Here is a 22,488-nt window from a genome sequence, read left to right as displayed (position 1 = left end):
CCACCCCACCCTCTCTCCCCACCCTACTCCCTCTCCCCACCCCACCGCTTCTCTCCACCCCACCACTCAAGCCTTCGAACGGGAGGGTCCCATGCCTTCTTCTGTCATGCCCACGCCCAGAATGAGCGACAGCGACGGTCACCCGTCGCCGACCGCCATCTCCACGATCGGTCTGCGCAAGTCGTACGGCGACAAGACCGTCCTCGACGGCATCGATCTCCGCATCCCGGCCGGCTCCGTCTTCGCCCTGCTCGGGCCGAACGGCGCCGGCAAGACCACCGCCGTGAAGATCCTGTCCACGCTCATCGCCGCCGACGGCGGCCAGGCCCAGGTCGCGGGCCACGACATCGCCACCTCACCGGACAAGGTGCGCGCCGCTATCGGCGTCACCGGCCAGTTCTCCGCCGTCGACGGGCTGATCACCGGCGAGGAGAACATGCTCCTGATGGCGGACCTGCACCACCTGCCCCAGCGCGAGGGGCGGCGGGTCGCCGCCGAACTCCTCGACCGGTTCGACCTCACCGAGGTGGCGAAGAAGCCCGCCTCCACCTACTCCGGCGGCATGAAGCGCCGCCTCGACATCGCCATGACCCTGGTCGGCGATCCGCGGATCATCTTCCTGGACGAGCCGACCACCGGCCTCGACCCGCGCAGCCGCCACACCATGTGGGGCATCATCCGCGAGCTGGTCACCGGCGGTGTCACCGTCTTCCTCACCACCCAGTACCTGGAAGAGGCCGACGAACTCGCGGACCGCATCGCCGTGTTGAACGACGGCAGGATCGCCGCCGAGGGAAGCGCCGACGAGCTGAAGCGGCTCATCCCCGGCGGACACGTACGACTCCGCTTCTCCGACCCCGCCGCCTACCGGGGCGCCGCCGCCGCGCTGGGCGGCGTCACCCAGGACGACGAGGCGCTGGCGTTGCAGATCCCCAGCGACGGCAGCCAGCGCGCGCTGCGCTCCGTCCTCGACCGGCTGGACTCGGCCGGCATCGAGGCGGACGAGCTGACCGTACACACACCCGACCTCGACGACGTGTTCTTCGCCCTCACGGCCCCCACCGCCCCCAGCCAGACCCAGGAGACAGCCCGATGAGTGCCCACACCTTCGCCCTCGCCGTCCGCGACTCGAACACGATGCTGCGCCGCAACCTCCTGCATGTGCGCCGCTACCCGTCCATGACGCTGAACCTGCTGCTCACCCCGGTCGTGCTCCTGCTGCTCTTCGTCTACATCTTCGGCGACGTGATGAGCGCCGGCATCGGGGGCGGCGGCGGGGACCGGTCCGAGTACCTCGCCTATCTCGTCCCGGGCATCCTGCTGCTGACCATCGGCGGCACCACGATCGGCAGCGCGGTGTCCGTCTCCATGGACATGACCGAGGGCATCATCGCCCGCTTCCGTACGATGGCGATCCACCGCGGTTCGGTCCTCATAGGGCATGTGGTCGGCAGTGTGATCCAGTGCGTGCTGAGTGTGCTCTGCGTCGGGGCCGTCGCGGTGGCGATCGGCTTCCGGTCCACGGACGCCACCGCCGTCGAGTGGCTCCTGGCGGTGGGGCTGCTGGCGCTCGTCTCCCTGGCGCTGACCTGGATCGCCGTCGGGATGGGCCTGTCCAGCCCCACCGTGGAGGCGGCCAGCAACAACGCCATGCCGCTGATGGTCCTGCCGCTGCTCTCCAGCGCCTTCGTACCGCTCGACGCCATGCCCGGCTGGTTCCGCCCGATCGCCGAGTACCAGCCCTTCACCCCGGCCATCGAGACCCTGCGCGGCCTGCTCCTGGGCACCGAGATCGGCCACAACGGCTGGCTGGCGGTGGCCTGGTGCCTGGCCCTGGCCGCCCTCGGCTACTTCTGGTCCACGTCCCTCTTCAACCGCGACCCGAAGTAACGACAACACCACACACCCCGCCCGAAGGGCCGGCGCACCCCGACCCCCCTCGGCGTGCGCCGCCCCGCCGTCGTTCCCTCGGCCATACTGCCGCCCCCGGCGGAGCCGTCTCACGCCGTGGCGGCCACCCGCTGCCCGGCCCACGCCCGAGCTGCGGCGATCAAGGGTGCGCGGTGCGGAGCGGGGTCCAATCGGTCGCGGCTCTCCCACACAGCACACAAGGCGTGCGCGAACGTGGTGACGGCCGAGGGATCGGCGGCCCGGTAGGCGGACACCGATCGGGCCAGGACTTCGGCTTCCTCGACCGTGTGGCCGGCGTGAATGAACCTCGGAACGGCGAATCCCGTGTCGGCCCATGCAGGACCGGGGCAGGCAAGGGCCCAGTCGAGTACGCGGACGCCATCCTCTCCGGCCAGCATGTTGAGCGGTGACACGTCCGAGTGGACGAGCGTCCGGCCTTCGAGGTCGGGGGAACGGTCGGCGCGGTAGAAGCCTGCCCAGCGAACGCACAGGGGCTTCTTGCGGACCTGCTCGGGCCACCGCGACTCGGACATGGTGGTGAGCGCGTCGAGGAACGGTCCGAGGTCGGGGGAATCCGGGGCGAGGTTCGGGTGCGCGCCGACGAGGTGTTCGTACCCCGTGAGCAGCCAGCCGCCGGCCTCCACCTCCCAGAGCACGCGGGGCGCGAGCGGAGCCACTCGGGTCACCCGTGTCTCGTAGTCGTACATCCACGAGGCTGGCTCGTCGCTGCGGGTGCCTTTGACAAAAACAGTCCCAGCGGCGGTGTGGAGAGTGCAGGCGAGGCGCGACATGACACCGGTCTCCGCGGTCCTGGCGTGCTCGACGGCGCCGGTATGGGTCTCGACGGCGCTACGGGCTTCGGCCGGGAGTTCAAGCCATGCGATGCGGTCCACCCGCTCACTCCTCATGCAGAACGGAAGCCGGTCCCCGGCCCGGCCACAGAGTGGCACACGCCGAGGACCGGCCGCAGGCGACATGTCACGCGTACTTCGGGCTGTTGTGGCAGTTGGCGTGGCATTGCGAGCAGTCCGCGAGATCCAGCTCGGGCCAGAACTCCATGTCGATCATGAACCCGGCCGCGACGATCGCTTCGACCGTCCGGGCGCGCAGGGCCTTGCCGCCGCCGTGCTTCTCCTTGTCGAGGAACCCGGGCTGGTGGTGGACGAACGTGCCGATCGTCCCTGTGCAGAAATCCTGGTACGCCTGCGTGTGCAGCAGGAAGGCGTGCCAGAAGTCGTCGACGAGTGGGGACGGGCTGAGCGGGGCGTCGCTGTGCGCACCGGCCGCGAGAAAGGCGAGCATCTGGCCGATGCCCCGGTCAGCCGTGCCGTCGGCCAGTTCGGGGAACTTGGCCCGCGTGTTGGACACGAGCGTCGCGCGCAGCTCGGCGCTGATCAAGTTCCTTGCGTCGGTCGCGGGACGTTCCTGGGTTACGGTCACGATCGTTCCCTCCTGGGTCACTGGCCCTTGAACCTGCTGCTTGGCGCCCCGGCGGCGCGACTGGGGACGGTGCCGACCGAAGCATGCCCCGCCCGCCCTGGTTCGTCGGGGCGTCCGAACGGGGAGATCAGCGCGCCCTGCTCGGCCCGGCGGTCGTGGACGGCATCGCGTTGAATCGGGCTCACGTACGTGGCCAGTGCCGGGACGGGGCGGAGGGTTGTTCCGTCGGCGGGCGCCGACCACTCGTCGCCGCCGCCCGGCGGACGCAAGTGGTACGTGCCGGCGCCCACTCCGGGCAGCGTCACGACGACGCCGACTCTCCCCTCCTTGGCGGTATCGCGGGCGAGGTCGCCCAGTCGCGGAGAGAAGGGTCCGGCCGTCCCTAACTCGCCGCCATGTGAAGGGACATGGGGTGTTGGTCGTCCTGTCATGCCCCAAAAGTTAGGGGAGTGTCAGGGGGCCAATATGAATCGGAGGAATACCGCCTTCAACCGTCGAGGTGGAAGCGGTCCGACATGCGGCGCAGCTTCTCGCGGGTGGCGATCCGCTCGGCATGGACGATGCTTCGGAGGGTCGACCGCGCGATCGGATGGTTCCGTACGAGCTGGGGGGCGATCCGCTCCGCGGTCTCCAACTCGGCGAGGGCGCGGTCGCGGTTGCCATCCCACAGCCAGGCGCGGGCGAGGTCCATGTGGTGGTGGCCTCGGCGGGAGTGGGGAAGGGCGGCCACGAGCTCGGGGGCGGTGCGGCGGTTTATGGCGAGGGCCTTGGGCGAGCGGCTCGCCGAGCTCGTATTCACGCTGTACGCCGGCGATGGCTTTGTCGGACAGGGTGAGCGAGTCGTCCCAGTCAGCGGTCGCCCACATGTCCCAGACCCGCATCCAGTCGGCAAGGGCGGGCATGACGGGGTCGGCCGACAGACGGGCGGCCCAGGCCGCGCGTTCGGCGGCCATGGCGACGAGTTCGGGATGCCCGAGGGCGTGCGCGGCGGTGTGGGCGAACTTGCACGCCACGGCGTAAATCGCGAACGCTTCCTCGCGCTCGTGGCCGGTAGCCACCTCGGCCAAGGCACGTGCCTCGCGCAACAGGTCGGGGAGAGTGGCGAGGATCGCCGTGTTGGCGGCGGCGTCCCGCAGGCGGTGCAAGCGAGTCATGTCCCGCCACAACTCGCGGGACGGGCCGGGAGAGCCGTCGAAGATCGGCGCGAGGTCGTAGCGGCGCAACTCGCGCAGGATGGACGCGGCGGAGACCTGCCATTGATTCTCGGCCGGGCTGCTCGCGTACGGCCGGCCGATCAGGTCATTGGGATGAACGTGCAACTCTGCCGCGACAAGGTTCAGCAACCCAACCCGGTCCAGCTCGATCAGGCCCCGCTCCATCTTCGACACCCAGCCCTGAGTCTTCCCCAGGGCTGCCGCGAGGTCCGCCTGCGGCATGCCGAGTCGTAGCCTCGCCCTCCGCACACGACGACCGATCTCTTCGGCCTCATCCCCCACAACGGCACCCCCTGGCCTCGGGCGGCACGGTCAGCCCGTGGGCTGACGAGGGCCGCAGGTCACAGTCTGCACAGTACCGACGAGGGCATCGCCTTGCCGACTACCCAGCTGGGTTGGGCAGCACCGCGCGGACGCCCGAACCAGGGGGCCGACAGCCGCTCAGCGGGAGGACCGGAGCTTCTCCGCGACCTCCGTCGCCCAGTACGTCAGGATCATGGACGCGCCCGCCCGCTTGACGCTCGTCAGGGTTTCCAGGATCGCCGCGTCGCGGTTGATCCAGCCCTTCTCGGCCGCCGCCTCGACCATCGCGTACTCGCCGGAGATCTGGTACGCCGCGACCGGTACGGCCACCTCGGCGGCGATCGTCGCCAGGATGTCCAGGTAGGGCAGGGCCGGCTTGACCATGACCATGTCGGCGCCCTCCTCCAGGTCCAGCGCCAGCTCCCGCAGCGCCTCGCGGGCGTTGGCCGGATCCTGCTGGTAGGTCTTGCGGTCGCCCTTCAGCGAGGAGCCGACCGCTTCCCGGAACGGGCCGTAGAACGCCGACGAGTACTTCGCGGTGTAGGCGAGGATCGAGACGTCCTCCTTGCCGATCGTGTCCAGCGCGTCCCGTGCGACCCCGACCTGGCCGTCCATCATCCCGCTGGTCCCCAGCACATGGGCGCCGGCGTCGGCCTGGACCTGGGCCATCTCCGCGTACCGCTCCAGCGTCGCGTCGTTGTCGACCCGGCCCTCCGCGTCCAGCACCCCGCAGTGGCCGTGGTCCGTGTACTCGTCGAGGCACAGGTCCGACATGACGACCAGCGCGTCCCCGACCTCCGCCCGCACCGCGCGGAGCGCGATCTGGAGGATCCCGGCCGGGTCCGTGCCCGCCGACCCCACCGCGTCCTTCTTCGTGTCGTCGGGGACGCCGTAGAGCATGATCCCGGAGACCCCGGCCGACACCGCGTCCACCGCCGCCTTCCGCAGGGTGTCGAGCGTGTGCTGCACGACCCCCGGCATCGAGGACAGCGCCACCGGCTCGCTGATCCCCTCCCGTACGAAGGCGGGGAGGATCAGGTCCGCCGGATGCAGCCGGGTCTCGGCGACCATCCGCCGCATCGCCGGATTGACCCGCAGCCGCCGGGGGCGCGAGCCGGGGAAAGAGCCGTACACAGTCATCGTCAGTCGCCTCTTGCTTGCTTGTTCAGTTCTGATGTCGTCCGGCACGTTCTGTACGCCACGTGCGTCAGGTACGAGAACGGTCCCGGCGGCCCGCACGAACACGGGCAGCCGGGACCGCCGCGTCCGCACCTACGTCGTACGCCGCCTGCGGCTGCCAGGACGCCGTTCGCTCGGCCGGGTGACCGGGTCGCCGGCCTCCTTCGCCGCCTCGCGGCGCTGCGTGCCGAACGCGGCGAGCGCCTCGGCCAGCTTGTGCACCGACGGCTCGGGCGACAGGACGTCGACCCGCAGGCCGTGCTCCTCGGCGGTCTTCGCCGTGGCGGGGCCGATGCACGCGATCACCGTCACGTTGTGCGGCTTGCCCGCGATCCCGACCAGGTTCCGCACCGTCGACGAGGACGTGAACAGCACGGCGTCGAAACCGCCGCCCTTGATCGCCTCACGGGTCTCGGCGGGCGGCGGCGAGGCGCGCACGGTGCGGTACGCCGTGACGTCGTCGACCTCCCAGCCCAGCTCGATCAGCCCCGCCACCAGCGTCTCGGTGGCGATGTCGGCGCGCGGCAGGAAGACGCGGTCGATCGGGTCGAACACCGGGTCGTACGGCGGCCAGTCCTCCAGCAGGCCGGCGGCGGACTGCTCGCCGGACGGCACGAGGTCGGGCTTCACACCGAACTCGATGAGGGAGGCCGCCGTCTGGTCGCCCACCGCGGCGACCTTGATCCCGGCGAAGGCACGGGCGTCGAGCCCGTACTCCTCGAACTTCTCCCGCACCGCCTTCACCGCGTTGACCGACGTGAAGGCGATCCATTCGTAGCGCCCGGTGACCAGGCCCTTGACCGCGCGCTCCATCTGCTGGGGCGTACGCGGCGGTTCGACCGCGATGGTCGGGACCTCGTGCGGCACCGCGCCGTACGACCTGAGCTGGTCCGAGAGCGAGGCCGACTGCTCCTTGGTCCTCGGGACGAGGACCTTCCAGCCGAACAGGGCCTTGGACTCGAACCAGGCGAGCTGGTCGCGCTGGGCGGCCGAACTGCGCTCGCCGACGACGGCTATGACGGACTGGTGCCCGTCCGGGGACGGCAGCACCTTCGCCTGCTTGAGGGTCTGCGCGATGGTGCCGAGCGTGGCCGTCCAGGTCCGCTGCCGGGTGGTCGTACCGGCGACGGTGACGGTCATCGGGGTGTCCGGCTTGCGGCCGGCCGCGACCATCTCCCCGGCGGCGGCGCCCACCGTCTCCAGGGTGGTGGACACGACGACCGTGCCGTCGCTCGCGCCGATCTCCGTCCAGCACCGCTCGCTGGCGGTCCTGGCGTCGACCAGGCGCACGTCCGTGCCCTGCGCGTCCCGCAACGGCACCCCGGCGTAGGCCGGCACACCGACGGCGGCCGCGATACCGGGCACGACCTCGAAGGAGATGCCCGCGGCGGCGCACGCGAGCATCTCCGTGCCCGCACCGCCGTCCAGGCCCGGATCACCGGTCACGGCACGGACCACCCGCTTGCCGCCGCGCGCGGCCTCCATGACAAGATTGGCAGCGTCCCGGATAGCGGGGATCCCGGCGGCTGTTGACGCCTCGTCGACGACCGTCAGTGCCGGTGTGCTCACCCCCGCCCTGGCATGGACGCGTACGACTTCGAGCACATCAGGCTCGGCGATCAGTACATCCGCCCCCGCGAGCGCCTCGACGGCGCGAAGTGTCAGCAGACCCGGATCTCCGGGTCCGGCACCGAGGAAGGTGACGTGCCCCGATGCGGAGTAGGCCGTTAGGTCATAGGTGGTGGGGCTCAAAGTCGCTCCCCCATAAGACCGGCCGCACCCTTGGCAAGCATGTCGGACGCGAGTTCGCGACCGAGCGCGATGGCATCCCCGTGCGATGTGGGTACGGGACCGGTGGTGGACAGCTGCACCAGCGTCGAGCCGTCGGTCGTGCCGACGACGCCGCGCAGGCGCATTTCGTTGACAACCTGCTCCTCGGCCAGCAGGTCGGCCAGGGCACCCACAGGTGCGCTGCAACCGGCCTCCAGGGCGGCGAGCAGGGATCGCTCGGCGGTCACGGCGACCCGCGAGTGCGGGTCGTCGAGCTCGGCGAGCACGGCGGCGAGGTCCACGTTGACCGCGGCGCACTCTACTGCCAGGGCCCCCTGGCCGGGGGCGGGCAGAACGGTGTCGACCGACAGGAACTCGGTCACCTCACCGATCCTCCCGATCCGGTGGAGCCCCGCGGCGGCGAGCACGACTGCGTCGAACTCCCCACTGCGGACGTGTTCGAGGCGGGTGTCGATGTTCCCGCGGATCGGCACGGTCCGTATGGACAGACCGTGACTGCGCGCGTACGCGTTGAGCTGCGCCGCCCGGCGCGGCGACCCCGTACCGACCCGGGCGCCCGCGGGCAGTTGGCCGAGCCGCAGCCCGTCCCGCGCCACCAGCACGTCCCTCGGATCCTCCCGGACCGGCACGGCGGCCAGCGTGAGGTCGTCGGGCTGCGCGGTCGGCAGGTCCTTGAGGGAGTGCACGGCGAAGTCGACCTCGCCGCGCAGCAGCGCGTCCCGCAGCGCGGTCGCGAAGACGCCCGTGCCGCCGATCTGCGCGAGGTGCTCACGCGAGGTGTCGCCGTACGTGGTGATCTCCACGAGCTCCACCGGTCGCCCGGTCAACTCGCGCACGACTTCGGCCACTTGCCCGGACTGGGCCAGGGCGAGCCTGCTGCGTCTGGTACCCAGCCTCAGCGGCCGTCCGGGCCCGGGGGGCCTGTCGGGCCGCAGAGGCCTCTCGGGCCTCAGTGCCTTCTCGGTCATACTCGCCCTCTGCCTACACCGTCGGTGTCATTCAGGTCGGCCCGGCTGACGGCGGCGACCGTCTGCGGGTCGAGGTCGAAGAGTTCACGCAGCGCGTCCGCGTATCCGGCGCCGCCGGGCTCGCTCGCCAGCTGCTTGACCCGCACGGTGGGCGCGTGCAGGAGTTTGTCGACGACACGGCGCACCGTACGCGTGATTTCGGCGCGCTGCTTCTCGTCCAGATCGGGGAGCCTGCCTTCGAGGCGGGCCACTTCGGTGCTGACCACGTCGGCGGCCATGGCGCGCAGGGCGACCACGGTCGGAGTGATGTGCGCGGCGCGCTGAGCGGCGCCGAAGGCGGCCACCTCGTCGGAGACGATCGTGCGCACCAGTTCGACGTCGGCGGCCATGGGGGCGTCGGCGGAGGCCTCGGCGAGCGACTCGATGTCCACGAACCGGATGCCGCCGAGGCGGTGCGCGCCGGCGTCGATGTCACGGGGCATGGCGAGGTCGAGCAGGGCCAGCGGCGCGGAACGGCCGGTCAGAGCGGCCTCGACGGTGTCGGCGGCGAGGACCAGGCCCGTCGCGCCCGTACAGGACACGACGATGTCGGCACGTGTCAGTTCGCCGGCGAGGGCGCCCATGGTCACGGCCCGCGCCCGCACGCCCGTGGAGCCGGGCTCGGTGAGGATCTGGGCGAGCCGCTCGGCGCGCGGCGCGGTGCGGTTGGCGATGACGATCTCCTCGACGCCGGCCCGCGCGAGGGTGGCGGCGGCGAGCGAGGACATCGAGCCGGCGCCGATCACCAGGGCCCGCTTGTCCTTGGCCCAGGCCTCGACGGCCCGGCCCGCGGCGAGCTGTTCGAGCCCGAAGGTGACCAAGGACTGTCCCGCCCGGTCGATCCCGGTCTCGCTGTGGGCGCGCTTGCCGACCCGCAGGGCCTGCTGGAACAGGTCGTTGAGCAGCCGGCCCGCGGTGTGGAGCTCCTGCCCCAGCGCCAGCGCGTCCTTGATCTGCCCGAGGATCTGTCCCTCGCCGACGACCATCGAGTCCAGGCCGCAGGCCACCGAGAAGAGGTGGTGGACGGCCCGGTCCTCGTAGTGCACATAGAGATAAGGGGTCAGCTCGTCGAGGCCGACGCCGCTGTGCTGGGCGAGGAGCGTGGACAGCTCGGCGACCCCGGCGTGGAACTTGTCGACGTCGGCGTACAGCTCGATGCGGTTGCAGGTGGCGAGGACGGCCGCCTCGGTGGCGGGCTCCGCGGCCAGCGAGTCCTGCAACAGCTTGATCTGCGAGTCGGTGGAGAGCGACGCGTGTTCCAGCACGCTCACCGGGGCGCTGCGGTGGCTCAGTCCGACGACCAGAAGGCTCATGCCGGCATCACCGCCGGTACGTCCCCTTCGGGCCCCTTCCTGTTCGCGGCGTGCGGCGGGGCGCTGTCCCGCGCGGCTGGCGCGGCGTCCGCGGGATGCGTGCGCTCGCCGGGCGGCAGGGCGGCCTCGGCCGCGGCCTCCTCGCCGGCCTTGCGCTGCTCGTGGAAGGCGAGGATCTGGAGCTCGATGGAGAGGTCGACCTTGCGGACGTCCACCCCGTCGGGCACGGACAGCACCGTCGGCGCGAAGTTGAGGATCGAGGTCACCCCGGCGGCGACGAGCCGCTCGCAGACCTGCTGGGCGGCGCCCGCGGGGGTCGCGATGACCCCGATCGAGACACCGTTGTCGCTGATGATCTTCTCCAGCTCGTCCGTGTGCTGGACGGGCATCCCGGCGACCGGCTTGCCGGCCATCTCCGGGTCCGCGTCTATCAGCGCGGCGACCCGGAACCCGCGGGACGCGAACCCGCCGTAGTTGGCGAGCGCGGCGCCGAGGTTACCGATTCCGACGATCACGACCGGCCAGTCCTGCGTCAGGCCCAGCTCACGGGAGATCTGGTAGACGAGGTACTCGACGTCGTAGCCCACCCCCCGTGTCCCGTACGAACCGAGATAGGAGAAGTCCTTGCGCAGCTTCGCGGAGTTGACCCCGGCCGCGGTCGCCAGTTCCTCGGACGAGACAGTGGGTACGGACCGCTCGGACAGAGCGGTCAGTGCCCGCAGATACAGGGGAAGCCGGGCGACGGTAGCCTCGGGGATTCCTCGGCTACGGGTCGCCGGTCGGTGAGTTCGGCCAGTTGCCACGGTGCTCCTGCGGGATGAGCGAGGCTGTAGGCGGCCGTATGTCCCAGGACCGCCCCGTCGAATGCAGGCTATGTCTTTGTGAACGCGTGCACAAAGATGGTGTCCGCTTTGTCCGAGCAAAGTGACCGGGGTCACGCACCCCGATCCCGTCATCCCGGGACCGCCGACCACTTCAGCCTGATGCACACACGAAGGGGGCAAAACCGCACACACTCCTCACGAAATACGCCCCCGAGACCGCTTCCACCGATGAAATGCCCGGCGAAGCGCCCATGATGTTAACCGGCTTTCCGGTCAGCTCCCCAGTTCGCGACGGAGCCGGGCCTCGTCCACCCGCCAGAACGTGTGCTGCTCCCCGTCCACCAGGACCACCGGAATCTGCTCCCAGTACGCGCGGTGCAGCGCCTCGTCCTGGGTGATGTCCTTCTCCTCCCACGACGCCCCCGTCTCGGCGCACACCGTCTCGATCACCGCGCGGGCGTCGTCGCACAGATGACACCCCGGCTTCGACACGAGCGTGACCAACCGCTCCTCCGCCTTCTTCTTCCCGCGCCGCGACAACGGATTCCGTATCAATGGACTCATGCGGCCATTCTCCGCCCACGCCGCGCCTCCCGGCGCCGGACGTCCACAGGCGGCCCCTGGTTGCCCGATTAACAGACCGGTCGTGGAGAGTTCACCCCACGGCATCCCGGCCCGTCGGGAAGCACCGAACAGACTGGCTATGCTCACGACATGGCCGCACTGGGATGGCTCACCCCCCGTAGGCGCTCCGCGACAGCCCGGAGTGTGCTGGCGGGCGAGGCCGCAGCCGAGGCAGGACTGAAGTCCACACAGGAATCGCAGGACGCGCTCGCCGCGGGCGCCGCGCCCGCCGACGGCGCCGGCCGCGTGCCCGACTTCCCCGTCTTCGGGGACGCCCGCGCCGCCGCCTTCTTCGATCTCGACAACACCGTCATGCAGGGCGCCGCGATCTTCCACTTCGGCCGCGGCCTGTACAAGCGCAAGTTCTTCCAGCGCCGCGAACTGGCCAGGTTCGCCTGGCAGCAGGCCTGGTTCCGGCTGGCCGGCGTCGAGGACCCCGAGCACATGCAGGACGCCCGCGACAGCGCGCTGTCCATCGTCAAGGGCCACCGCGTCTCCGAGCTGATGTCCATCGGCGAGGAGATCTACGACGAGTACATGGCCGACCGCATCTGGCCGGGCACCCGCGCCCTCGCCCAGGCCCACCTCGACGCGGGCCAGCAGGTCTGGCTGGTGACCGCCGCGCCCGTCGAGACGGCCACGATCATCGCCCGCAGGCTCGGCCTGACCGGCGCCCTCGGCACCGTCGCCGAATCCGTGGACGGCGTCTACACCGGCAAGCTCGTCGGGGAACCCCTGCACGGCCCGGCCAAGGCCGAGGCCGTCCGCGCCCTGGCCACCGCCGAGGGCTTCGACCTGGACCGCTGCGCCGCCTACAGCGATTCGCACAACGACATCCCGATGCTCTCGCTGGTGGGGCATCCGTACGCGATCAACCCCGACGCCAAGCTCCGCAAGCACGCGCGCCGGCTGGAATGGCGGCTGCGCGACTACCGGACCGGCCGCAAGGCGGCCAAGGTCGGCATCCCGGCGGCAGCCGGGGTGGGCGCCCTGGCGGGCGGCACGGCCGCAGCCGTCGCCCTGCACCGCCGCCGACGCTGACGCCGCCTCTCCGACCACACCCTCAACGACACCCTCGCCAACACCTTCGCCGACACCCCGGGCGGGCCGCGACACGGCCCGCCCGGGGTGTTTCGCGATCCCGGCGTTCTACCCACGGGTCTCTCCCCGTAGTCACCGTGACGACACTCCGCCACAACCCATCACCGCATCACGCAGATCTTGACCAAATCTGATCAGCAAATGGTCACGATGTGCGACTTGATCCGCCGCTTAGCCGCCACAGAAGCGACGTAATCGATGATTTGAGCAACTGGGTGTAGCGCTGCCTGTACGAAGCGTTATTCTCCTCAGACGCATACCGGACCCCACCCGTCACCACGGCGAGTGAACGGTCCCGCACTGCACGTGATGGAAGCTCTGCCTCTGGGAGTCCCGTGTACCCACACGTCGGGGTTGACGCCTCGGGCCTGGCTACGCTGCGCGCAACGGTCCTCGACCATTTGCGCGGCTTCGTCCCCACCGCGTACGCCGTCCCCGCCTTCGCCGCAGCGGCCCCTGCCGTGAGCGGCCCTATCGGATCTTGTTATGCCCTGGCGAGCGGCGGTGCGGCGGTCGGCAGACGGGGAAGCCGAAGCGGCGCCGCCGCCTCGACCACCGCCCGCCGGCCCACCGCCGACAGCGACAGCGCCCGCATGATGGAACTCGTCGAGCGCGCCCAGGCCGGTGAGGCCGAGGCCTTCGGCCGGCTGTACGACCAGTACAGCGACACCGTCTACCGCTACATCTACTACCGCGTGGGCGGAAAGGCGACCGCGGAGGACCTCACCAGCGAGACCTTCCTGCGCGCCCTGCGCCGGATCTCCACCTTCACCTGGCAGGGGCGAGACTTCGGCGCCTGGCTGGTCACGATCGCCCGGAACCTGGTCGCGGACCACTTCAAGTCGAGCCGATTCCGGCTCGAAGTGACCACAGGCGAAATGCTCGACGCCAACGAGGTCGAGCGCAGTCCCGAGGACTCCGTCCTGGAGTCCCTCTCCAACGCGGCGCTTCTGGAAGCCGTACGGAAACTCAATCCCCAGCAGCAGGAGTGCGTCACACTGCGCTTCCTGCAAGGCCTCTCGGTCGCCGAGACGGCCCGCGTCATGGGCAAGAACGAAGGAGCGATCAAGACCTTGCAATATCGAGCCGTACGGACCCTGGCCCGGCTGCTCCCGGAAGACGCCCGCTGACCGCCGACGACTCAACTCACTTTCGGTGACGCCCTGATGACTCACTGGTCCGATCATCCTCCGCGCGTAACCCAAGTGCCGAGCCGCTCGTTGTGCGGGATGCAGGCTCCCTGTGGTCACGTCACGCTCGCGGCCATTCACTCGATGGTGTGGATGCGCTCAAGGTGTGCAACCTTCCGGACCCCCAGGGGAGTCGATCGTCATGACGAGAGGAGGTGCCGCCAGTGATCGCGAACGTTTCGGCACACCGGCGGGCGAACGCCTTCGCCCAGGCCCTGGACGACCGGACGGTTCAGGGCGAGGCGGCCGAACAGCCCGCCGAGTCGGCCGAACCGGCCGAACAGGGGCGGCTGTTGGCCCTGGCGAGTGGTCTCGGTGACCTACCGAGACCCACGCTGGACCCCGAGGTCAAAGTGGTGCAACGAGCACAGCTCGTGGCCGCCATGGAGGCCATGCTGCTCGAAGGCACAGCCGGCGGAGGTATGTCCTCGGGCACCACGGTGCCCGAGCAGCGGACGTCGGGCCGGGGTGCCCACCGGGCCTCCCCGCTCCGGAAACTGCGGCCCAGATCCCGCTGGTCCAAAGGCCTCGCGGCCGGCGGCCTCACGGTCGGGGTGGCGGCCGGCGCGTTCGGCGGGGTGGCCGCGGCCAGCTCCGACGCCCTGCCCGGCGACTCGCTCTACGGGCTCAAGCGCGGCATGGAGGACCTCAAGCTCAACCTGGCGGACGACGACTCCAGCCGGGGCGAGCTCTACCTCGACCACGCCTCGACCCGGCTGAACGAAGCGCGCAGGCTGATGGAGCGCGACCGCGCCGGCCAGCTGGACCACGAGTCCCTGAGCGAGATCAGACGCGCCCTGAGCGGGATGAAGCACGACGCGACCGAAGGTCACCGTCTGCTGCACCAGGCGTACGAACGGGACGGCTCGCTCGGCCCGATCGCCACCCTCTCCTCGTTCTCCGCCTCGCACCGCCAGGCATGGAACGGACTCCGCGAGCGCCTGCCCATCCAGCTGACGGACGTGGGCGACGAGGTCAGTTCGGTGTTCGACGCGATGGACGAAGAGGTCGCCCCCCTCCAGTCGATGCTGCCGAGAGCCCCGGAGAGACACAGGGCCGAGACCCGGCCCGGTGCCACGCACGACTCCACGGGGACCGCCCGTACCGACCCCACCAGCGCACCCGCCACACCCGGCACCAGCGAGAGCGGCTCGCACACCAGCGACAAGCCGCACCCCTCGGGCTCCGGTTCGGACCACGCCTCGGAGGAGGGCCTGCTCGGCGGCAAGACCGGCGGCCTGCTCGACCCCCCGCCGAACAGCGTCCTGCCGTCGCCGTCCGCACCCAAGGACGGCACCGACGGCCCGGGACCCGACGTCACGATCCCGCCGCTGCTGCCCGACCTGCTCCCAGGGCTGGGCATCAACGCGGGGGACGCGGACTAGCACGGACATGGCTGAGGCGGGGCTCCCACCAGGAGCCCCGCCTCAGCCATACCGCCGGAAAGGCAGGCGTACCGTCAGAAGAACACCGACCGCCGCTGCACCAGCAGCTTGTACAGCGTGTGCTGGATCTGCTCCCGCACCTGATCGGTCAGGTTGAACATCAGCATCGGATCCTCCGCCGCCTCCGGCGGATACCCGTCCGTCGGGATCGGCTCCCCGAACTGGATCGTCCACTTCGTCGGCAGCGGCAGCGCCCCCAGCGGCCCCAGCCACGGAAACGTCGGCGTGAGCGGGAAGTACGGAATGCCCAGCAGCCGGGCCAGCGTCTTCGAGTTGCCGACCATCGGGTAGATCTCCTCGGCCCCGACGATCGAACAGGGCACGATCGGCACCCCGGCCCGCAGCGCCGTCGAGACAAACCCGCCCCGGCCGAACCGCTGGAGCTTGTACCGGTCGCCGAACGGCTTGCCGATGCCCTTGAAGCCCTCCGGCATCACCCCGACGACCTCGCCGCGCTCCAGCAGCCGCTCCGCGTCCTCCGCGCACGCCAGCGTGTGCCCGGCCTTGCGCGCCAGCTCGTTGACCACCGGCAGCATGAAGACCAGATCGGCCGCCAGGAGCCGCAGATGCCGGTCCCCGGGGTGGTTGTCGTGGACGGCGACCTGCATCATCAGCCCGTCCAGCGGCAGGGTCCCCGAGTGGTTGGCCACCACGAGCGCCCCGCCCTCCGACGGGATGTTCTCGATGCCCTTCACCTCGACCCGGAAGTAGTTCTCGTAGATCGGCCGGATCAACGACATCAGGACCTGGTCGGTCAGCTCCTTGTCGTACCCGAACTCGTCGACCTCGTAGTCCCCGGTGACCCGCCGGCGCAGGAACGCCAGGCCGCCCGCGATCCGCCGCTCCCAGCCGCCCCGCTCACCACCCGGACCGCCATCGGCGTCACCACCCGCCCCACCGCCGGCACCACGGCCCGCACCACCGTCCGCACCGCCGCCGGCCGCCCCCTCGGGGCCACCGCCCGACGCCCGGACGGCGTCCTCCGCCTCGGCCCCGGCCGCTGCGGCCGCCGCCCCCGACAGCCCGCCCAGCGGCTCTTCGCCGTCCGGCAGGCCGCCGGCGGCGGGAACGTCCGCCGAAGGCTCCGGTACGGGCGTCAGCGGACCCTGCTTGCGTCCCTGGCCCGCCCCCGTACCCGGCCCGGAACCGCTCCCTCCGGACCCGTGCCCGCGCTTCCCGGCCCCGTCCTTGGCCGGCTTGGGACGGCCACCCGCCCCCCGCCGCCTCGGCTCGTCGCCGAAGGGGATCACCTTGGCATCGGCCATGTCAGCTGCGCTCCTTGCTCGCGAGAGTGCGGACGGCGGTGGAGAGCCGGTCGACCGCGTGGGCCACCGCCTGGGGCGGCAGCAGCCCCGCACCCCGGCTGCGGGCGAAGTCCGCGAAGGCCTGCGCCGTGGAGTACGTCGGTTCAAACCCCAGTGTCTCGCGCATCTGGTCCGTACTGACGACCCGGCCATGGGTCAGCAGCCTGATCTGCTCGGGCGAGAAGTCCGTCATGCCGACGGTACGGAGCGCCGAACCGACCCAGGTGACGGCGGGCAGCAGCACCGGCACGGTGGGCCGCCCCAGCCGCCGCGAGCACTGCGAGAGGAGCAGCACACCCTCCCCCGCCACGTTGAAGGTGCCACTGTTGAGCGTCCCGCGCCGCGGCTCGTCGGCCGCGATCAGCAGGACGTCGATCACGTCGTCCTCGTGGACGAACTGCAACCGCGGGTCGTAGCCGAAGACCGTCGGCAGGACGGGCAGCGCGAAGTACTCGGCGAGCGGCGAATCCGCCGCGGGACCGAGGATGTTCGCGAACCGCAGCACACAGACGGCCACATCGGGGCGGCGCCGCGCGAAGCCCCGTACGTACCCCTCGACCTCCACGGCGTCCTTCGCGAAGCCGCCGCTCGGCAGGGACTTGGGCGGGGTGGTCTCGGTGAAGACCGCCGGATCGCGGGGCGCGGAGCCGTACACACTCGTACTGGACTTCACGACAAGCCGTTTGACGGTGGGTGATTTCTGGCAGGCGCCGAGCAGCTGCATCGTGCCGATGACGTTGGTCTCCTTGACCGACGCACGGCCGCCGGTGCCCAGCGGCGTACCGGTCACGTCCATGTGCACCACGGTGTCCACGCGGTGTTCGGCGAGGACTCTCGCTATGGCGGGCTGGCGGATATCGGCGCGGACGAATTCCGCGCCACCCAGATGATGCTCGGGAGGAACCGCGTCGACGGCGATCACCCGGTCGACGTCGGAGTCGCGTTGAACGCGCCGTACGAAGCGGCCTCCGAGTTGCCTGGCCGCTCCGGTCACGAGCACGACCTTGCCCAAGATCAGCGCCTTCCCTAGCACGGGGTGGTCTTCCGACGTCACCGTAGCGGGTCGGTATTGCCCGGGCGTGACCGCACGACCTGCCGGACAGCTCTTTTGGCCGAAGAAACACCAACGACCCTGAAAACACCAACGGCCCTCCCGCCATGTTCTGACGGAAGAGCCGTGAATGCACGAACAGCTGTCGCGGAACGCCCCCGCCGGAGCGGGAACGGACTACTTCTTGTTACGACGCTGAACGCGGGTGCGCTTGAGCAGCTTGCGGTGCTTCTTCTTGGCCATCCGCTTACGCCGCTTTTTGATAACAGAGCCCACGACTACCCTCGCTCACTTCTCTTCACTCGGTGCGGGGCGTCTGGGCCCACACGACCTACGTCGGCCTAGCCTACCCGTCACCGAGTGAGAGACGTAATCCGAGTGCACGCCCTAGGCGGGCTGGACCCCCACAAATGACTCGCGGAGGTACTCGTGAACCGCTTGCTCCGGAACCCGGAAGGACCTGCCCACCCGGATCGCCGGCAGATGACCGCTGTGCACCAACCGGTACACCGTCATCTTCGACACTCGCATCACCGAGGCGACCTCCGCCACGGTAAGGAACTTGACCTCGTTGAGAGGCCTCTCGCTGCCAGCAGCCATGACCCACCTGTACCTTCCGCACGCGGCGGCCACCGGCTTCCCCTCCGGTGACTCTTCGTCGCTGTGCGCTCACGCCCCAGACTAGGGGCGGGTGGTGCGAGTGGGGAAGAGGAGCAGCCTACGGCGGCCTACTGTGACAGACACGCTCGATTGAGTACATAGCGAGTAAGCGGCAGGTAGTAAGCGGACCGTACGGCGTCGTCAAGCGGAACGGCCACGGACACCCGCCCCTCCGCCTCACCGACGAACAGCGCGGGGTCGTCCGTGTCGGCGAGACCGATGGCCTCGAAGCCCAGCTGACCTGCCCCGCAGACCCATCCGTGGTCCCCGACCACCAGTCCCGGGAGGGGCCCGCCGGACCCCACAAGCCCGTCCAGCGCGACCCGAACCGGCAGCGGCGAATGGGTGTGTGCGCCGGTCTCACTCCCGGCGTACGGCACGTCTGGTTCACGCATCAACGCAACTCCCCGGACGTAGTCGAGGTGGTACGTGCGTACCCCGAACCGGGTCGTTATGTCGACACATCTCCCCTGCGCCGGGGTGAGGACGAGACATCCCGCCGCCGACAAAGCGTCTGCCAGGGCCGCGTAGAAACCGAGCAGCCGCCGCGGGTGCCCCGTACCGAACAGCACCGGAACCCGGTCCGCCGCCGCCTCCCGCAACCGCTCCGCGAAGGCGTCCAGCGCGGACAGCGTCCGCTCCGGATCGATCACATCGGCGCCCGACACCTGCCCGGGATCCGACGAGACACCACATTTGTCCGCCATCAGCCCCAGCACGTCCCGTTCGCTCCAGGACCCCTCGGGATCCAGTCCGAGCGTCACCCGGGGATCCCTGGCCGCGAAGAGCCGGTAACAGCGCAGACTCCTCTCCCGTGACGTGGCCACGGGACCGGCCAGCCTGGCCGCCAGCAGATGCGCCCGCAGGGCTCCGGTGCTCAACACCCGGCCGATGCTGCCCGTTCCGGCGCCCTCGGGGGCCGGAACGGCGGTACAACCCCACCGTTGGCCTAACGGCCCCGGGGGCCGGCCCCCGGCAACCGCTAGGGCAGCAGCCCCCGCAGAGGGAACACCGCCTTGCGCGTCGCCAGGATCAACTGGTCCAGCCGGTCCGCCGGATCGTACCCGGAGTCCCACGCACGCCACTCCGGCGTCCGCCCGTCCGTCATCCGCCCCGGCCCCAACTGCCGCGTACGCGCGTACACCTCGTCCCGCCACGCCGCCGGCACCACCGACTCCGGATCGATCGGCGCGTGCGCCGCGATCGCCACCAGATGGGTCCAGGACCGCGGCACGACGTCCACCACCGCGTACCCGCCCCCTCCCAGGGCCACCCAGCGCCCCTCCTCGACGTATTCGTGCGCCAGGTCGTGGCAGGCGGCCTGGACGGCCCGCTGGGCGTCCAGGGACACCGCGATGTGCGCCAGGGGGTCCTCGAAGTGCGTGTCGGCGCCGTGCTGCGTCACGAGCGCCTGCGGCCGGAAGTCCGCGAGCAGTTCGGGTACGACGGCGTGGAATGCCCGCAGCCACCCCTCGTCGCCGGTCCCGGCCGGCAGGGCGATGTTCACCGCGCTGCCCTCGGCCGCCTCGCCGCCGGTGTCCTCGGGCCAGCCGGTGCCGGGGAACAGCGTGTGCGGGTGCTCGTGCATCGAGATCGTCAGGACCCGGGGATCGTCCCAGAACGTCTCCTGCACGCCGTCCCCGTGGTGCACGTCCACATCGATGTACGCGACCCGCTCCGCACCCAGCTCCAGCATCCGCGCGATCGCCAGCGAGGCGTCGTTGTAGATGCAGAACCCGGACGCCGAACCCGGCATCGCGTGGTGCAGACCGCCCGCGAAGTTCACCGCGTGCGCGGTCCGCCCGCCCCACACCGCCTCGGCGGCCCCCACGGACTGCCCGGCGATCAGCGCCGACGCCTCGTGCATCCCGGCGAACGCCGGATCGTCGGGCGTACCGACCCCGTACGACCCGTCGGCGTCCCCAGGACGCTCCGAGAAGCGCCGTACGGCGTCCACATAGGCCTGTTCGTGGACGAGCCGCAGGGTCGAGTCCCCCGCGGCCGGCGCGGACACCACCTCCGCCACCTTGTCCAAGCCGTACGCCCGCACCAACCCCATGGTCAGCGCGAGCCGTACGGGATCCATGGGGTGGCTGGGTCCAAAGTTGTAACCCGTTACCCCGTCATCCCACATCAGCAGTGCGCGAGCGCTCATGCCCGCCACCGTATCGGGCCGGGTCCGCCTCGAACGAGCGGGTGTATACAAAAGTCACCAGGACCATGACCATCGGTACGAGCATCGCGCCCCGGTAGCTCCAGGCGTCGCCCAGCGCCCCCACCAGGGGCGATCCGACCAGGAATCCCACGTAGTTGAAGATGTTGAGCCGGGCAACCGCCGCGTCACTCGCGTCCGGGAACAGCCGCCCGGCCGCCGCGAAGGTCTGCGGCACGATCACACAGAGCCCCAGCCCCAGAAGGGTGAACCCGGCGATCCCGGCCCAGGCGCCCGGTGCCACCGCGACCACACCGAAGCCGAGGCCCGCGAGGAGCGTGCCGCAGCGCACGACGGCCACGGCCCCGAAACGCCGTACCCCCAGGTCCCCCACCGACCGGCCCAGGAGCGTGGTGACCATGTAGGCGTTGTACGGGACGGTCGCCAGCTCCTCCGAGCTGCCGAGGACGTCGTGGAGGTACTTGGCGCTCCAGTTCGACACGGTGGAGTCACCGATGTAGGCGAACGCCATGACGAGACAGAGCGGCAACAGCAGCTTGAAGACAAGGGGCTTGGCGGCCACAGCCTCGCCGCCACCGTCTTGAAGACGCGGCGGGACGGTCTCGGCGGCCTTGTACCAGTGCCCGCCGACCAGTGCGGCCGGCACCAGCACGGCCACCACCGGCAGATACGAGACCAGAAGCGACAGGTCCATGTGCACGCCCACCCAGGCGAGCGAGGCACCGGCGATCCCGCCGAGGCTGTACGCCGCGTGGAAACCGATCATGATGCTCCGGCCGTACGCCCGCTGGAGCCGCACGCCGAGCATGTTCATCGAGGCGTCCAGCGCCCCCATCGCCAGCCCGAACGCCGCCAGGGCGAGGGCGAGCTGCCACACCTCACGGCCGGCGCCGACACCGAGGAGGGCGAGGAGCAGGACGGGCTGGGTCCCCCGCAGCAGCGCACCGGGCCGGACGCGGACGACCAGCTTCTCGGTGACCACGCTGCCGACGCCCGCGAGGATCGGCACGGCGGCGAGGAAGACCGGCAGCACGGCGTCGGATATCCCGTACCGGTCCTGGATGCCGGGGATACGGGTGACGAGCAGGGCGAAGGCCACCCCCTGGACGAAGAAGCCCAACGCCAGGGAGGCCCGCCCGTGCCGCAACCGCACATCTGTCATGGCCGCACAGCGTAGGGCGCTCCCCTACCCATGGGTAGATGGATCAGGCGAGCAATCCGGGCAGTTCGTCCATGGTGGAGAAATGGCCGTAGGCCCCGGAGAGTTGCGCGGCGGGCGTCATGGCCGTGAAGGCGTACACCTCCATGCCGGCGGCCCGCGCGGCCGCGACGCCCAGCGGGCTGTCCTCGACCACCACGCAGCGGTCGGGCGCCACCCCCATGCGGGCGGCGGCGTGAAGGAAGAGGTCCGGTGCGGGTTTCCCCCGCCCGACGTCCTGCGCGCTGAAGATGACGGCGTCGTCGAACCACCGGTCCAGCCCGGTCTTCCGGTGCCCGACCCGGATCCGCTCGTGACTCCCGGAGGAGGCGACGCAGTACGGCACGCCGTCGGCGGCCAGCTTCCCCAGCAGCTCCACGACCCCGTCGACCGGCTTCAACTCCCGCTCGAAGGCGGCGAAGACACGTGCGTGCAGGACGTCGTCGAAGTCGGCGGGCAGCAACTGTCCGGTGCGCTCCTTCACCAGGTCGTGAACGCGGTGTACGGCGGCTCCCATGTAGTCGCGCAGGGAGTCCTCGTAGGAGGTGGGGTGACCCAACTCGGTGAGATAGCCGGCCAGGATGGTGTTGGAAAGGGGCTCGCTGTCGACGAGCACACCGTCGTTGTCGAAGATGACCAATTCGTAGCGCATGCCCCTGACCCTAAACGCAAAAATGCCCTGTACCAGAAGGTACAGGGCATTCCCACGATCAAAGATTGTTCGGCGGCGTCCTACTCTCCCACAGGGTCCCCCCTGCAG

22 protein-coding genes and 1 pseudogene are annotated in these 22,488 nt (G+C 70.4%); 5 read left to right on the top strand and 18 right to left on the bottom strand.

Annotation, left to right across the window (positions count from 1 at the left end; translation table 11 throughout):
- Positions 1–91: 91 nt before the first annotated feature.
- Both ACIO1C_RS17500 and ACIO1C_RS17495 read left to right on the top strand, forming a co-directional pair.
- Positions 92–1,096, top strand: a complete 1,005-nt coding sequence (locus ACIO1C_RS17500) for an ATP-binding cassette domain-containing protein (protein WP_401864217.1) — start codon at positions 92–94, stop codon at positions 1,094–1,096.
- Positions 1,093–1,890 carry an ABC transporter permease gene (locus ACIO1C_RS17495; protein ID WP_401864215.1) on the top strand — a complete coding sequence of 266 codons (798 nt, stop codon included), beginning with the start codon at positions 1,093–1,095 and terminating at the stop codon, positions 1,888–1,890. Before ACIO1C_RS17500 ends, ACIO1C_RS17495 begins: the two co-directional genes overlap by 4 nt.
- A 110-nt stretch (positions 1,891–2,000) precedes the next feature.
- On the opposite strand, the gene ACIO1C_RS17490 is transcribed toward ACIO1C_RS17495, so the two are convergent.
- The 10 genes and pseudogenes from ACIO1C_RS17490 to ACIO1C_RS17445 form a co-directional block, all read right to left on the bottom strand.
- Positions 2,001–2,804: a phosphotransferase gene (locus ACIO1C_RS17490; RefSeq protein ID WP_401864212.1), complete on the bottom strand. Its 804-nt coding sequence runs from the start codon at positions 2,802–2,804 to the stop codon at positions 2,001–2,003.
- 85 nt (positions 2,805–2,889) lie between these two features.
- Positions 2,890–3,351, bottom strand: coding sequence for a glycine-rich domain-containing protein (locus ACIO1C_RS17485; RefSeq protein ID WP_401864209.1), 462 nt, complete (start codon positions 3,349–3,351; stop codon positions 2,890–2,892).
- Between the two features lie 17 nt (positions 3,352–3,368).
- Positions 3,369–3,656 (bottom strand): hypothetical protein, encoded by a 288-nt coding sequence (locus tag ACIO1C_RS17480; RefSeq protein ID WP_401864207.1) that lies wholly within the window; start codon positions 3,654–3,656, stop codon positions 3,369–3,371.
- 182 nt (positions 3,657–3,838) lie between these two features.
- A pseudogene (locus ACIO1C_RS17475) lies at positions 3,839–4,847 on the bottom strand (helix-turn-helix domain-containing protein).
- A gap of 159 nt (positions 4,848–5,006) precedes the next feature.
- On the bottom strand, positions 5,007–6,008 hold the full coding sequence (gene hemB / locus ACIO1C_RS17470; RefSeq protein WP_401864205.1) for a porphobilinogen synthase: 1,002 nt from the start codon (positions 6,006–6,008) through the stop codon (positions 5,007–5,009).
- A gap of 132 nt (positions 6,009–6,140) precedes the next feature.
- A complete protein-coding gene (locus ACIO1C_RS17465) occupies positions 6,141–7,799 on the bottom strand; it encodes a uroporphyrinogen-III synthase (protein ID WP_401864202.1) in 1,659 nt (552 codons plus the stop codon).
- Entirely contained in the window at positions 7,796–8,806 is a 1,011-nt protein-coding gene (hemC, locus tag ACIO1C_RS17460; protein ID WP_401864199.1) for a hydroxymethylbilane synthase, read from the bottom strand. Before hemC ends, ACIO1C_RS17465 begins: the two co-directional genes overlap by 4 nt.
- On the bottom strand, positions 8,803–10,158 hold the full coding sequence (locus tag ACIO1C_RS17455; protein WP_401864196.1) for a glutamyl-tRNA reductase: 1,356 nt from the start codon (positions 10,156–10,158) through the stop codon (positions 8,803–8,805). Before ACIO1C_RS17455 ends, hemC begins: the two co-directional genes overlap by 4 nt.
- Positions 10,155–10,961, bottom strand: coding sequence for a redox-sensing transcriptional repressor Rex (locus ACIO1C_RS17450; protein WP_401864193.1), 807 nt, complete (start codon positions 10,959–10,961; stop codon positions 10,155–10,157). The genes ACIO1C_RS17455 and ACIO1C_RS17450 overlap by 4 nt, the downstream gene beginning before the upstream one ends.
- A gap of 294 nt (positions 10,962–11,255) precedes the next feature.
- Positions 11,256–11,546, bottom strand: a complete 291-nt coding sequence (locus ACIO1C_RS17445; protein ID WP_401864190.1) for a glutaredoxin family protein — start codon at positions 11,544–11,546, stop codon at positions 11,256–11,258.
- A gap of 150 nt (positions 11,547–11,696) precedes the next feature.
- Here ACIO1C_RS17445 and ACIO1C_RS17440 point away from each other — a divergent pair, with 150 nt between their 5' ends.
- The 3 genes from ACIO1C_RS17440 (at position 11,697) to ACIO1C_RS17430 (ending at position 15,282) form a co-directional block, all read left to right on the top strand.
- A complete protein-coding gene (locus tag ACIO1C_RS17440) occupies positions 11,697–12,647 on the top strand; it encodes an HAD family hydrolase (protein ID WP_401864187.1) in 951 nt (316 codons plus the stop codon).
- A gap of 395 nt (positions 12,648–13,042) precedes the next feature.
- The gene (locus ACIO1C_RS17435) at positions 13,043–13,837 is read left to right on the top strand and encodes an ECF subfamily RNA polymerase sigma factor, BldN family (protein WP_401864184.1); all 795 of its coding nucleotides are present in this window, start codon (positions 13,043–13,045) and stop codon (positions 13,835–13,837) included.
- Between the two features lie 224 nt (positions 13,838–14,061).
- Positions 14,062–15,282, top strand: coding sequence for a DUF5667 domain-containing protein (locus ACIO1C_RS17430; protein WP_401864182.1), 1,221 nt, complete (start codon positions 14,062–14,064; stop codon positions 15,280–15,282).
- 74 nt (positions 15,283–15,356) lie between these two features.
- On the opposite strand, the gene ACIO1C_RS17425 is transcribed toward ACIO1C_RS17430, so the two are convergent.
- The 8 genes from ACIO1C_RS17425 to ACIO1C_RS17390 all read right to left on the bottom strand — a co-directional run bounded on the left by ACIO1C_RS17425 (position 15,357) and on the right by ACIO1C_RS17390 (position 22,380).
- Positions 15,357–16,607: a lysophospholipid acyltransferase family protein gene (locus ACIO1C_RS17425; RefSeq protein WP_401864180.1), complete on the bottom strand. Its 1,251-nt coding sequence runs from the start codon at positions 16,605–16,607 to the stop codon at positions 15,357–15,359.
- Position 16,608: 1 nt separating this feature from the next.
- On the bottom strand, positions 16,609–17,658 hold the full coding sequence (locus ACIO1C_RS17420) for an NAD-dependent epimerase/dehydratase family protein (protein ID WP_401864177.1): 1,050 nt from the start codon (positions 17,656–17,658) through the stop codon (positions 16,609–16,611).
- Positions 17,659–17,874: 216 nt separating this feature from the next.
- Positions 17,875–17,973, bottom strand: a complete 99-nt coding sequence (locus ACIO1C_RS17415) for a 30S ribosomal protein bS22 (RefSeq protein WP_003948845.1) — start codon at positions 17,971–17,973, stop codon at positions 17,875–17,877.
- 111 nt (positions 17,974–18,084) lie between these two features.
- Entirely contained in the window at positions 18,085–18,297 is a 213-nt protein-coding gene (locus ACIO1C_RS17410) for a helix-turn-helix domain-containing protein (protein ID WP_161312241.1), read from the bottom strand.
- Between the two features lie 128 nt (positions 18,298–18,425).
- A complete protein-coding gene (locus ACIO1C_RS17405; protein WP_401864174.1) occupies positions 18,426–19,241 on the bottom strand; it encodes a phosphatase in 816 nt (271 codons plus the stop codon).
- 98 nt (positions 19,242–19,339) lie between these two features.
- Positions 19,340–20,512, bottom strand: coding sequence for an acetoin utilization protein AcuC (locus ACIO1C_RS17400; RefSeq protein WP_401864172.1), 1,173 nt, complete (start codon positions 20,510–20,512; stop codon positions 19,340–19,342).
- Positions 20,481–21,692 (bottom strand): MFS transporter, encoded by a 1,212-nt coding sequence (locus ACIO1C_RS17395; RefSeq protein ID WP_401864169.1) that lies wholly within the window; start codon positions 21,690–21,692, stop codon positions 20,481–20,483. The genes ACIO1C_RS17400 and ACIO1C_RS17395 overlap by 32 nt, the downstream gene beginning before the upstream one ends.
- A gap of 43 nt (positions 21,693–21,735) precedes the next feature.
- Positions 21,736–22,380 (bottom strand): HAD family hydrolase, encoded by a 645-nt coding sequence (locus tag ACIO1C_RS17390; protein ID WP_401864166.1) that lies wholly within the window; start codon positions 22,378–22,380, stop codon positions 21,736–21,738.
- Positions 22,381–22,488 lie beyond the last annotated feature (108 nt).

This window comes from Streptomyces sp. NPDC087420, assembly GCF_044744165.1.
Classification (GTDB): Bacteria; Actinomycetota; Actinomycetes; order Streptomycetales; family Streptomycetaceae; genus Streptomyces.
The sequence above is the reverse complement of the archived record's forward strand: the minus strand, read 5'-3'. Positions and strand labels throughout refer to the sequence as shown.

Excerpts from the sequence above, each read along its gene's own strand:
- ACIO1C_RS17500 (WP_401864217.1), top strand. The coding sequence starts at position 92 with ATGCCTTCTTCTGTCATGCCCACGCCCAGAATGAGCGACAGCGACGGT.
- ACIO1C_RS17495 (WP_401864215.1), top strand. The coding sequence starts at position 1,093 with ATGAGTGCCCACACCTTCGCCCTCGCCGTCCGCGACTCGAACACGATG.
- hemB (WP_401864205.1), bottom strand. The coding sequence starts at position 6,008 with ATGACTGTGTACGGCTCTTTCCCCGGCTCGCGCCCCCGGCGGCTGCGG.
- hemC (WP_401864199.1), bottom strand. The coding sequence starts at position 8,806 with ATGACCGAGAAGGCACTGAGGCCCGAGAGGCCTCTGCGGCCCGACAGG.
- ACIO1C_RS17455 (WP_401864196.1), bottom strand. The coding sequence starts at position 10,158 with ATGAGCCTTCTGGTCGTCGGACTGAGCCACCGCAGCGCCCCGGTGAGC.
- ACIO1C_RS17445 (WP_401864190.1), bottom strand. The coding sequence starts at position 11,546 with ATGAGTCCATTGATACGGAATCCGTTGTCGCGGCGCGGGAAGAAGAAG.
- ACIO1C_RS17440 (WP_401864187.1), top strand. The coding sequence starts at position 11,697 with ATGGCCGCACTGGGATGGCTCACCCCCCGTAGGCGCTCCGCGACAGCC.
- ACIO1C_RS17425 (WP_401864180.1), bottom strand. The coding sequence starts at position 16,607 with ATGGCCGATGCCAAGGTGATCCCCTTCGGCGACGAGCCGAGGCGGCGG.
- ACIO1C_RS17410 (WP_161312241.1), bottom strand. The coding sequence starts at position 18,297 with ATGGCTGCTGGCAGCGAGAGGCCTCTCAACGAGGTCAAGTTCCTTACC.
- ACIO1C_RS17400 (WP_401864172.1), bottom strand. The coding sequence starts at position 20,512 with ATGAGCGCTCGCGCACTGCTGATGTGGGATGACGGGGTAACGGGTTAC.
- ACIO1C_RS17395 (WP_401864169.1), bottom strand. The coding sequence starts at position 21,692 with ATGACAGATGTGCGGTTGCGGCACGGGCGGGCCTCCCTGGCGTTGGGC.
- ACIO1C_RS17390 (WP_401864166.1), bottom strand. The coding sequence starts at position 22,380 with ATGCGCTACGAATTGGTCATCTTCGACAACGACGGTGTGCTCGTCGAC.